This is a genomic window from Nocardia otitidiscaviarum, from assembly GCF_007362295.1.
Taxonomy (GTDB): Bacteria; Actinomycetota; Actinomycetes; order Mycobacteriales; family Mycobacteriaceae; genus Nocardia; species Nocardia otitidiscaviarum.
The window spans coordinates 1,618,592-1,630,196 of record NZ_CP041695.1; the positions used below are offsets into that span (position 1 = coordinate 1,618,592).

Consider the following 11,605-nt stretch of genomic DNA (forward strand, 5'->3'; position numbering starts at 1 on the left):
GCTAGGCGATCACATCGGCCAGTGCGCGGCGCACCTTGGCATTGCTGGACAGATCCAGGCCGGTGATTCCGGCGAAGGTGCGGCGCACCTTGTCGTGCAGCACGTCGAGTTCGCCCTCCGCGGCCACCTCGGCCAGGAACAGCTCGAATCCGGTGTCGATGGTCTCGTGATCGCCCAGTTCCGCGATGCCGGCCTTGAAGGTGCTGACCGGATGCTTGATCTTGGCCTCGGAGCTGTACACGTACAGCGTCTCCAGCACCGACGGCAGCTCCTCGGGCCGTCGCCGCAGCCGCTCGGTGGTGTAGTGGATGAACTCCCGGGCGTGCCCGGCCTCATCGCGACTGGCGTCGAGCAGCAGGTTCTTCAGCACCGGTTCGGCCACCCAGTTCGACACCGCGCGGTAGACGTGATTGACCGTGAGTTCGGAAATGATATTGGTGGCCAGGGTCGCCGAGGGCGTGGTGCCGGGGGCGTACGGCTCGCGCATGGCGTCCACCGCGGTATCGGCCACATCCTCGCCGATGGCGCGCAGCCAGGAGCGGAAGGCGTAGTGATGCTGCACCTCCTGGTAGCCCCACACCACGGCGAAGGTGGAGAAGTCGTAGTCGTCCACGAACTCCTGGAGGAATCCGTGCACGGCGGCGATGACATTGGATTCGCCCATGGCGGCGCTCTTGGCCAGGGTCACGTACTCGGGGCGGACCAGGGTGGGGTCGACGGTGTCGAGGGCGAGGTCGCCCAGCTTCCAATGCAGGCGCTCGTAGTGGCGGAAGACGTCGTAGCTGTGCACGGGGACTCCTGGGGTCGGGGCGAATAGCGTTGGGCGTCAGGGGTGCTGGGCGATGAGGTCGCGGGCGGCGAGCCGCTGGAGCTTGCCGCTGCTGGTGCGGGGGATGGTGCGCGGCGCGACCAGGTGCACCCGCACCGCGGCGAGGCCGAGATCGGCCGTGATGCGGGCGCGGATGGCGTCGGCGAGGGAATCGGCGGTCGCGCCGGTGTATTCGGATTCGGCGATGAGGGCGATGACATCATCACCGTCGGGATCGACGGCGGCGGTGCAGCGGCCCTGGTACACGCCGTCGAGGTCGCGCACGGCCGCCTCGACATCCTGGGCGTAATAGTTCACGCCGCGCACGGTGATCATGTCCTTGCACCTGCCGGTGACGAAAAGCTCACCGGCACGGCGGTATCCGAGATCGCCGGTGCGCAGCCAGCCGTCCTCGAAGCGGTCCGCCACGCTCTCCGGGTCGACCACGAGATAGCCGTCGGTCACCGCCGCGCCCCGGATCAGGATCTCGCCGACCCAGCCGTCGGGCAGGTCGATACCGGAATCAGTGGCGACGATGCGGATCTCCATCTCCGCCACGGGTGCGCCCACTCCCGCCACCGCGCGGGCATCGGCCTGCTCCGGTGACACGGTGTGCGCCACCGCGGCATCGGAGAGCAGTTCGCGGTCCACCCATTCGAAGACAGGGGTGCGGCCCAGCGGCGGGAAGGTCACCGCGAGGGTGGCCTCGGCCATGCCGTACACCCCGAACATGGTGCTTTCGCGAAAACCGGCCGGGGCGAAGCGCTCACGGAACCGCGTCACCACCGCGTGCGAAATGGGTTCCGCGCCGTTGAACGCGATGCGCCAGCGGCTCAGGTCGTACTCGGCCACCCGCTCCGGCGGCACCGCGGCGAGCAGTGCCTCGTACCCGAAATTGGGCATGGCGGTGATGGTGGTGCCGCTGGCGGCGAACTCCCGCAGCCAGCGCGCCGGATCCTTGACGAACGCCACCGGCGACCAGATGTGCGCCGGAATACCGCGCAGGATCGCCGAGAGCGTGCCGAACAGACCCATATCGTGGAACAGCGGCAGCCAGAATCCGCCCTGGTCGTCCAGGCTCAGGTCGATGCCGGAGCGGATCGCCGCCAGGCCGCTCAGCACATTGGCGTGCGTCAGGCGCACCCCCTTGGGCAGGGCGGTGCTGCCCGAGGTGAACTGCACGATGGCGAGATCGTCGGGGCCGAGGTCGGTCGGCAGCCCAGACTCTCCCGGCAGCACCGAGTTCTCCGGCAGGCCACGCTCGTACAGTGCGGTGGCATCCAGGAATTCGACGTCCAGCGCGGTGCCGACGAGCGGCACCAGCTCGGCCAGTTGCGGCGAGATCAGGATGGTCCGCATCCCCGCCGCCGCCGAGATGGCGGCCAGTTTCTCGGGATAGCCGCGCGCGTGCCGGATACCGGCGGGCAGCGGCAGGGGAGTGGCCGCGCCACCGGCGGCGGTGACGGCGAACAGGGCGATCAGGAATTCCGGTGCGTTGGGCGAGAGGATGCCCACCGGCTCGCCGCGGCGCAGCCCGCGCCGGATCAACTCGGTCGCGGCCACCCGGGCGCGGCGGTCCAGCTCGGCGTAGGTGATGCTCTCGGCCGATGACCAGAATGTCGCCGAAACCCGGGGATGGTCGGTCGCGATACCCGCGAAACGGCCCGGCAGCGTATCGGGCGAATTCGAGGAATTCATATCCGCCACGACAGCAGCGAATGGTGACCGAGCCCTGAACTGCCGCTGAATCCTGAGCGCTGATAACCAGCGCCGATCGGCCAATCGTCGTGTGCGATAACCGAATTCGGCTATGGCGCGATAGGCGTGGCCGATCGCGCCGGTCGACCGGGCGATAGTGCCCGCAGGATGGACGCCGAAACAGTTATCGCGTGGAATTCTTTTCAGGAGTTGCCGGTGAGTTCGGACCATTCCGCGGTGCGGGAATTGACCCCGGTGCAGCGGGCCGTGATCGACAGCGTCGCGCCGCAGATGCGGCACAATCCCTACGACAGCTATGAGATCCTGCGCGCGGCCGGGCCTTTCGTGCCCGGTCCGCACGATACCCAGCTGGTGACCCGGCACGTGGACGCGCAGGCCATTCTGCAGGACGCGCGCTGGAGCCACGCCGAGGAACCCGACCTGCTGCACGGCGACAGCGATGTGGAACTGCCCGGCTCCTTCCTCTGGATGGAACCGCCGGACCACACCCGGCTGCGCGGACTGGTCGGCAAGGCGTTCACCGCACGCACCGTGCACGGGCTGCGCGAGCGGGCCGAGCAACTGGTCGACGACCTGCTGACGCGCATGCTCGCCGACGGCGACGTGGAGGTGTTGGAGGCGCTGGCGTATCCGGTGCCGCTCACCCTCATCTGCGAACTGCTGGGGGTTCCGGCCGAGGCGCACCAGCGAGTGCGGGCCATGTCCGCGGGCATCGCCCGGGGGCTGGATCCGGATCTGCTGCTCTCCCCGGAGGACCTGGCCGCCCGCACCGCCGCCGTGCACGAATTCACGGAATTCTTCGGCGATCTGGTGGAGCAGCGGCGTCGCGCACCGCGCGCGGATCTGATCACCGCACTGGTGCAGGCCGAGGAATCCGGGGTGCGGCTGACCCCGACCGAACTCATCGGCACCCTGCTCATCCTGGTGGTCGCCGGACACGAGACCACCGTCAACCTGATCGGCAACGGCGTGCTGGCGCTGATCCGCCATCCCGCCGAGTTCCGGCGGCTGTGCGATCACCCCGAACTGAGCGCCTCGGCGGTCGACGAGGTGCTGCGCTACGACCCGCCGGTCCACCTCACCACGCGCACCGCCCACGACGAGATCACCGTCGGCGGAAGGACTTTCACTCCCGGCGAGGCGGTGATCGTCCTGCTCGGCTCCGCCAATCGGGACCCGGCGGCCTTCCCGGTGGCCGACCGCTTCGACATCACCCGCTTCCAGCCCGGACACCGTCCCGAACGGCACCTGTCGTTCGGACTCGGGCTGCACTACTGCCTGGGCGCGCCGCTGGCCCGCCTGGAGATGCAGACGGTGCTGCGCGCCATCGCCACCCGCGTGCGGTCGCTGACCCTGCTCGAGGAACCGCCGTACCGGCCGAATGTGGTCGTGCGCGGCATGTCACAGCTGCGAGTCCGCTTGGAGGGCCGATGAGCACCGCCGTTCCCGACATCACCTTCGACGCCTTCGATCCCGAGTTCCGCGCCGACCCGTATCCGGCCTATCGGCGGGTGCGCGACGCCGCCGCGCTGTTCCCCTACGAATTCGGCGACGTACCGGTCACTCTGGTCACCCGGTACGAGGAATGCGCCGAGATTCTGACCGGGGCCGACTGGGGGCACGGCTACGCCGCGGGCATCAGCCCGTTCCGCGACACCACCGCGGCCATTCCGGGCTCGTTCGTGCGCATGGACCCGCCCGAGCACGGCCGCTACCGCAAGCTGGTGGCCAAGGCGTTCACCCCGCGCATGATGGCCGAGCTGGTACCGGTCGCCGGGGCGGTGGTGAACGACCTGGTCGACGCCGCGGTCGAGCGCGGCGGCCTGGATGTGCTGGCCGATCTCGCGGTGCCGCTCGCGGTGGCCATGGTTCCGGTGCGACTGCTGGGCGCCGATCCGGCCGACGGTGACCGCTTCCGGCAGTGGCAGCTGGCCATCGCCCGCGGCAGCGATCCGGATTCCCTGCTGGACGCCGCCGCCATCGCCGCGCGCGGGACGGCCGCCATGGAGTGCATGGGACATTTCGCCGCCCTCATCGCCGCGAAGAAGTCCGCCCCCACCCCGGACCTGCTGAGCGAGCTGGTCGCCGCCAGCGTGGACGGCGACACGCTCACCGAACCCGAGGTGATCGGCATGTCGGTGCTGACTCTGGTCGCGGGGATGGAGACCTCCGTCAACCTGATCGGCAACGGCATGCTGGCCCTGCTCCGGCATCCCGAGCAGTTGCGCAGACTGCGGGAGGAACCGGAACTCATCGGGCCCGCGTTGGACGAGATGCTGCGCTACGACGCCCCCACCCAGTTCACCATCCGGGTCGCGCTCGCCGACACCGAGGTGCGCGGGCACCGCTTCCGGCGCGGAGACGGGGTGGTGGTGCTCACCGCCTCGGCCAGCCGGGACGACCGGGTGTATCCGGACGCCGACACCTTCGACGTCACCCGCTACGCCGGAAACCGGCCCGCGCGTAAGCATCTCGGCTTCAGTCTCGGCGTGCACTACTGCGTGGGCGCGCCACTGGCCCGGATCGAGGCCGAGGCGGCGCTGCGCACGCTGCTCGCGCGCGCACCGGAACTGCACCTCGAGACCGACACCGTCGAATACCGGCCCAGCCTGATCCACCGCGGCGTCATGGCGCTGCCGGTGCGGCTGTGAACGGCGGGCACGCGGTCGTCATCGGAGCCGGTGTCGCCGGACTGCTGGCGGCCCGGGTGCTGGCCGACACCTGTTCGCGCGTCACCGTTCTCGAACGCGACGAGGTGGGAACCGGCCCACGGCGCGGAGTGCCGCAGGCCGGGCATCTGCACGGGCTGCTGGACCGGGGCCGCACCATCATCGAGGAGCTGTATCCCGGCTACACCGACGATCTGGTGCGGCGCGGGGCCACCACCGCCGAGGTCCTGGTCGGAACCCGATGGTACGTGGGCGGTTCCCGGCTCGCCGCCACCCCGACCGGACTCACCTCGGCCATCGCCACCCGGCCGCTGCTGGAGTCGGTGCTGCGCGACCGCACCCTCGCGCTGCCGAATATCGAACTGCGCGAACGGATCTCGGCGCGCGGTCTGGTCGGGGACGCGCGGCGGGTGTCCGCCGTCGCCACCGACCGCGAACCGGCCCTGTGCGCGGACCTCGTCGTCGACGCCGCCGGACGGGGCTCCCGTATCCGGGACTGGCTGACCGCGCTCGGCACGCGAGCGCCCCGGGAGGAACGCCTCGATATCGATCTCGGCTACGCCTCCCGGTTCTACCGGCATCGGCCCGGACAGCTGGGCGGGCAGTCCTCGGTCATCATCTCCACCGGTGCGGACGGGCGCGGCGGCGGTGCGGTGCGGGTGGAGGGCGACCGCTGGCACGTCACGCTCGCGGGCATGGTCGGCGACCACCCGCCGGTGGACGCCGCGGGCTTCGAACGCTTCGCGGCCGGTCTGGACGCCCCCGATATCCACGACATCATCACCGCCTCCGAGGCTGTCGACGCGCCGACGCCCTACCGTTTCCGCACCGCGGTACGGCGGCGGTTCGACCAGCTGGCCGCACCACCGGCGGGACTGATCGTGCTCGGTGACGCGCTGTGCAGTTTCAATCCGCTCTACGCGCAGGGGATGACGGTCGCCGCACTCCAGGCCCGCGCCCTGCGCGCGAGCCTGGACGCCGCTCCCGCCGACCTTCCCGCCCGCTTCTACCGGGCCGCCGCCGACGCCACCGCCGTTGCCTGGGGCATGGCGACCGGCTCGGATCTGCGGCACCCGGGGGTGCGCGGACCGCGCACGGTACGCACCCGGCTCACCAATGCCTATGTGGCGCAAGCGCATCGGGTCGCGCACGGCGACCCGGTGGTGGCGCGCGCCTTCATGCGGGTCGCGCATCTGGTCGATCCGCCCGCCGCACTCGCCGATCCCCGCACGGCGGGGCGCATCCTGCTGCGCGGCAACCCCCTCGCCGCAGCGCTCCGGTAGACCTCTCACAGAAGGGCTCGACATGTCCGCACCGCACGCGAACGCCGCCGTCGCCGAACCGGATTCGGCCGTCCTCACCGCCATGGCGCAGGTCTTCGGACCGGACGGCCGCGCCGACCCCTACACCCCGGCCCGCGTGTTGCGCGAGGCCGGGCCGCTGCACCGCACCCCGCTGGGGCACCACGTGCTCACCCGCTACGAGGACTGCGCGGCGGTGCTGTCCACCACCGCGTGGAGCCACGCGGAGGAGGCGGCCATGATGCATCCCACCGTTTCCCCGGACGACGCGGCCGAGGAACTCCCCACCTCGTTCCTGTGGATGGAGCCGCCGGACCACACCCGGTTGCGCAATCTGGTGACCAAGGGCTTCACCCCGCGCATGGTCACCCGGCTGCGCCCGCGCATCGAGTTGCTGTGCGAGGAATTGATCGACAATGCGCTCCAGGCCCGCGAATTCGATCTGGTCGAGATGATCGCCTACCCGCTGCCGCTCATCGTCGCCTGCGAGCTCATCGGGGTGCCGCAGGACGCCTACGCCCAGGTGCACCGCTGGTCGCAGGATCTGGCGCGCGGCTTCGACCACGATTACACCCTGCCCGAGGAGGCGCTGCGGGCGCGCAGCGCGGGCTCGCGCGGATTCATGGCCTACTTCCGGGAGTTGCTGAACCAGCGCCGCACCGAACCCGCCGACGATCTGCTCAGCGTGCTCTCCCAGGTCGAGGACCGCGGTGACGTGCTCACCGAACAGGAACTGCTCGCCACCTGCATCACCACCTTCGTCGCCGGGCACGAGACCACCGCCAACCTGATCGGCACCGGCATGCTGCGGCTGCTGCGCGATCCCGGCCAGCTCGCCGTCCTGCGGGAGCGACCCGACCTGCTGGCCAGCGCGCCCGACGAACTGCTGCGCCTGGACCCGTCGGTGCAGATGACCACCCGGGCCGCCACCCGGCCGCTCACCGTGGCGGGCCACGACTTCGAACCGGGTGAGGGCGTGGTCGTGCTCATCACGTCGGCCAATCGCGACGCCGACGCCTACTCCGACCCGGACCGCATGGACGTCGCGCGCTACTCCGATCCGATGCGTCCCGCCAAGAAGCATCTGGGCTTCAGCCTCGGCATCCACTACTGCCTGGGTGCGCCGCTGGCACTGCTGGAAATGGAGGTCCTGCTCGAGGTGCTGCTGCGCAAGGTGGGTGATATGAGTCTGTGCACGGCGGAGCCGGTGTTCAAACCCAATGTGGTCATCCGCGGTCTGGAGCGGCTGCCGGTGGAGTTCACCGCCCGGTGATCCGGCCGCGCCGTCCAGGTAGGGTTTGCCTCGCATTCACACCTGTCGAACGGAAAGAGGCTCTTTCATGGCGACCTCGGAAGCGCGTGCCCAGATCGGTGTCACCGGCCTGGCGGTCATGGGCAGCAATATCGCCCGCAACTTCGCGCGCAACGGCTACACCGTTGCCCTGCACAACCGCAGTGTCGCCAAGACCGACGCCCTGCTCGCCGCACACGGCGACGAGGGCGATTTCGTGCGCACCGAGACCATCGCCGAATTCGTGGCCGCGCTCGAACGCCCCCGCCGGGTGCTGATCATGGTCAAGGCCGGTGACGCCACCGACGCCGTGATCGCCGAACTCGCCGACGCCATGGAACCCGGCGACATCATCATCGACGGCGGCAACGCGCTCTACACCGACACCATCCGCCGCGAGCAGGCGATGGCCGCGCGCGGGCTCAACTTCGTCGGCGCGGGCATCTCCGGCGGTGAGGAGGGCGCGCTCAACGGCCCGGCGATCATGCCCGGCGGTCCGAAGGAGTCCTACGAATCCCTCGGCCCCATGCTGGAGTCCATCGCCGCGCAGGTCGACGGCACCCCGTGCTGCACCCACATCGGCCCCGACGGCTCCGGGCACTTCGTGAAGATGGTGCACAACGGCATCGAATACGCCGATATGCAGCTCATCGGCGAGGCCTACCACCTGTTCCGCGACGCGCTCGGCTTCGATGCCAAGCAGATCGCCGACGTGTTCACCGACTGGAACTCCGGGGATCTGGAGTCCTACCTGGTCGAGATCACCGCCGAGGTCCTGAACCAGGTCGACGCCACCACCGGCAAGCCCCTGGTCGATGTGATCGTCGATGCCGCCGAGCAGAAGGGCACCGGCCGCTGGACGGTCAAGTCCGCGCTCGATCTCGGCATTCCGGTCACCGGTATCGCCGAGGCGGTGTTCGCCCGCGCGCTGTCGGGCTCACGCGCCCAGCGCCAGGCCGCGCGCGGGCTGGCCGCGGGCACCCTGGCCGAGCGGCCCACCGATACCGCGCGGTTCACCGAGGACATCCGCCAGGCCCTCTACGCCTCCAAGATCGTCGCCTACGCCCAGGGCTTCGACCAGATCGCGGCCGGGTCCGCCGAATACGACTGGGATCTGAACCCCGGGGACATGGCCACCATCTGGCGCGGTGGCTGCATCATCCGTGCGCGGTTCCTCAACCGGATCAAGGAAGCCTACGAGGCGAATCCGGAACTGCCGAGCCTGATCCTGGACCCGTACTTCCGTGCGGCCATCGAGACCGCGATCGATTCCTGGCGACGGGTGGTGTCGACGGCCACCCTGCTCGGCATCCCGGTCCCGGCGTTCGCGTCCTCGCTGTCCTACTACGACGCCCTGCGCGCCGAACGCCTCCCCGCCGCCCTCACCCAGGGACAGCGCGACTTCTTCGGCGCACACACCTACGAACGCGTCGACGCCGAGGGCAAGTTCCACACCCTCTGGAGCGGAGACCGCAGCGAAGTGCGGGCGTGAAGCGAGGCGGCCGCGGGGCGCGCCGCCCGCGGTCGCTCAGTCGATCCGTCGGATCAACACCGCCTTGAACAGGAAAACCGCCGCGTGGGAACAGATTCGGTAGATTCCGGCGCCGTCGGCACTGAGGTCGGAGATGCCGAGACCCTTGGCCGCCGTGCGGTAGAGCTCCGAATCCGCCGGGGTGGCCGCCCCCGCCACCCGGTCGGTCTGCACCACCAGTTCGTCGGTATGGCCCAGCGGTGGGATCCGCGCCTGCTCGACGAACACCTCCAGCACGCTGGCGAGGACGCGCAGCGCGGTGGGGTTGCGGGCGGGAATGCCCAGTAGATAGGCGAGTCGGCGGGCGGCCAGCGCGGGTTCGCGGTACACGCTCTCGGCCTCCGCGAGACCCAGCAGGGCGGCGACCACCTCGGCCTTGGATCCGGCCGGGGCGGCGGCGCGCGGACACCGCTGGCCGTCCAGATCGCCGCGCCGCACGACGGCCGCGCCTATGAGCAGGCGGGCGGCCCGGCGAATCTCGAGAATCGCATCGTCGGCGGTCGGATGCGGTACGCCGAATATCACCGCGCTGCCGTCGGATTCGCCGATCTCGGACCGTAGCACCGAGGTCAGCGCGACCGTCGCCGCCGCCATCGCGTCGGCGTCGTCCACCGGCGGCACCGGGGGACCGGTCACGAAGGCCGTGATCAGGCGGCGCACCTGGAGCAGCGGGTACAGGTCGTTGGTCGGGAAGTTCAGCAGATAGGCCAGGCGGGTGGGCGCGGCCACCAGATCGCGCAGCGCCTCTTCACCGGTGGGGTAGCCGAGCAGGGCGGCCACCGCACGGCCGTTCTCCGGTGATTCGGGAACACACCACCACGAGCTGTGCCGGACGAAGGCCGCCCCGCCGGGATGGGTGTCGGCGGGCCAGAGTTCGGACTGCCGGGCGAAGTCGTGCAGTTGCTGGTCGCGTTCCCGGTTCGTGAGACTGGCGGCGGTGTGGAACTGGATCTCGAAACGCGCCGGGTCGTCCGGGGCGGTCCACACCGCGCGACGGACGCGATAGCGCGGATTCTCCCGGGAGTCCGCCGATGAGCCGGGGACCGGAGTGCATCCGCGCGCCGCCAGCAGGGCGGTGATCCGCGCGACGGCCTCGGGGTAGGCGTCGGCGTCGAGTACCACGGTGAAGCGGATGATGTCGTTGATCACGCGCAGGGCGGTGGGCAGCGCGACGCCCTCCGAACACAGCACCGCGACCTGGCGGCGCACCGACTCGGGTGATTTCACGGGGGCGAGGTCGACCCGGCGTGCGGCCCAGGACGCGGGCAGTTCGTCCAGCAGCTCGTCGAGCGTCTTCGCCGTCGCGGCCGCGACCCGGGTGAGGTGGTCCCAGTGGGCGCGCAGCGAATCCGCCTCCGCCGCAGGCAGTTCCGGGGTCTCGATCACCGACTCCGCCTGTCCGGTCGCGCCGATCACGCCGAATCGGTCACCCAGCAGCAGATCGGCGTCGGCGGCACTGATCTCCACCAGATGCGGCACCGTCGAAGGGCGCGGGTCGTCGATGTCGTAGAGGGTCGCGGTGGGAGCCCAGCCGCCCCAGGTGCGAAACGATTCGTCGTAGACGCGGTCGGGCAGTATCCGGCGTCGCACGACCGTGGTGGCCTTCTCGCCCGCTGCCCAGCCGTGCCGGTCGGGATAGCGGGCCCAATACCGCGCCGTCTCGGCGGGGGTGGCGTGCGATCTCGTCATGGCGGCAGCTTACGAAGGATGGCGGATTTACGCCGGGTGGGCGCGCTGCGCAGGGCATTCGGCCACGCCGCCCACGGAATTCGGGGATGTGCAGTGGGCGCCGGGTGGGAAATGATCGCGGAACCGGTCCGGGTCGTGTGTCGGCGCGCTTACACTCTCGGCCTAGTGAACTGTAGTTGTTTCAGATCTATGTACGAGGTTCATATGAAGTCTTGGATCCGAGGTCGGCTCGCGGTGACGCGGTGCGCGGTGGCGGTGATCGGCGGCATCGCACTGCTGTCGGGTGCGGTGGCATGTTCCGGGGGTGATGACGAGCGGGTCCCGGCGCCGTCCAGCAGTGTGCTGCCCTCGACCGTGGCCGAACCGACCTCGGAGCCGACTTCGGAGCCGTCGCCGGTGCCGCCGCCCGCGGAGGCCCCCGCGCCGACGACCACCGTCGTGCCGCAGGCGCCGGCCGCGCAGACGCCGCAGGCCCCCGCTCCGCCCGCCGCCCCGACCGTGCCCGCGGTGCAGCAGCCGGCGCCGGAACCGCCGAAACCCGCTCCGACGCTGCCGGATCCGGGATTCGAGCCGCGAGCCGGATACTGAGCGGGGGCA

General features: G+C 70.4%; 9 protein-coding genes. 6 read left to right on the forward strand and 3 right to left on the reverse strand.

Annotated elements, in window-relative coordinates; all coding sequences use genetic code 11:
* Window position 1: 1 nt before the first annotated feature.
* Together FOH10_RS06835 and FOH10_RS06840 are read right to left on the reverse strand one after the other, a co-directional pair.
* Window positions 2-790, reverse strand: coding sequence for a ferritin-like domain-containing protein (locus tag FOH10_RS06835; RefSeq protein WP_029932619.1), 789 nt, complete (start codon window positions 788-790; stop codon window positions 2-4).
* Between the two features lie 36 nt (window positions 791-826).
* Window positions 827-2,506 carry a fatty acyl-AMP ligase gene (locus FOH10_RS06840; protein WP_143983903.1) on the reverse strand — a complete coding sequence of 560 codons (1,680 nt, stop codon included), beginning with the start codon at window positions 2,504-2,506 and terminating at the stop codon, window positions 827-829.
* Between the two features lie 216 nt (window positions 2,507-2,722).
* On the opposite strand from FOH10_RS06840, the gene FOH10_RS06845 reads away from it, so the two are divergent.
* The 5 genes from FOH10_RS06845 to gndA all read left to right on the forward strand — a co-directional run bounded on the left by FOH10_RS06845 (window position 2,723) and on the right by gndA (window position 9,280).
* Complete coding sequence (locus FOH10_RS06845) at window positions 2,723-3,961, forward strand: cytochrome P450 (RefSeq protein WP_143980080.1); 1,239 nt, start codon at window positions 2,723-2,725, stop codon at window positions 3,959-3,961.
* Window positions 3,958-5,178: a cytochrome P450 gene (locus tag FOH10_RS06850; RefSeq protein WP_143980081.1), complete on the forward strand. Its 1,221-nt coding sequence runs from the start codon at window positions 3,958-3,960 to the stop codon at window positions 5,176-5,178. Before FOH10_RS06845 ends, FOH10_RS06850 begins: the two co-directional genes overlap by 4 nt.
* On the forward strand, window positions 5,175-6,479 hold the full coding sequence (locus tag FOH10_RS06855) for an NAD(P)/FAD-dependent oxidoreductase (RefSeq protein ID WP_143980082.1): 1,305 nt from the start codon (window positions 5,175-5,177) through the stop codon (window positions 6,477-6,479). The genes FOH10_RS06850 and FOH10_RS06855 overlap by 4 nt, the downstream gene beginning before the upstream one ends.
* A gap of 22 nt (window positions 6,480-6,501) precedes the next feature.
* Window positions 6,502-7,770: a cytochrome P450 gene (locus tag FOH10_RS06860; protein WP_029932614.1), complete on the forward strand. Its 1,269-nt coding sequence runs from the start codon at window positions 6,502-6,504 to the stop codon at window positions 7,768-7,770.
* Between the two features lie 67 nt (window positions 7,771-7,837).
* Window positions 7,838-9,280: an NADP-dependent phosphogluconate dehydrogenase gene (gndA, locus tag FOH10_RS06865; RefSeq protein WP_186000743.1), complete on the forward strand. Its 1,443-nt coding sequence runs from the start codon at window positions 7,838-7,840 to the stop codon at window positions 9,278-9,280.
* Window positions 9,281-9,316: 36 nt separating this feature from the next.
* Here gndA and FOH10_RS06870 read toward each other — a convergent pair whose 3' ends face one another.
* Window positions 9,317-11,008 (reverse strand): hypothetical protein, encoded by a 1,692-nt coding sequence (locus FOH10_RS06870; protein ID WP_143980083.1) that lies wholly within the window; start codon window positions 11,006-11,008, stop codon window positions 9,317-9,319.
* Window positions 11,009-11,212: 204 nt separating this feature from the next.
* Between FOH10_RS06870 and FOH10_RS34710 the strand changes: the two genes are divergently transcribed.
* Window positions 11,213-11,596 carry a hypothetical protein gene (locus FOH10_RS34710; RefSeq protein WP_186000744.1) on the forward strand — a complete coding sequence of 128 codons (384 nt, stop codon included), beginning with the start codon at window positions 11,213-11,215 and terminating at the stop codon, window positions 11,594-11,596.
* Window positions 11,597-11,605 lie beyond the last annotated feature (9 nt).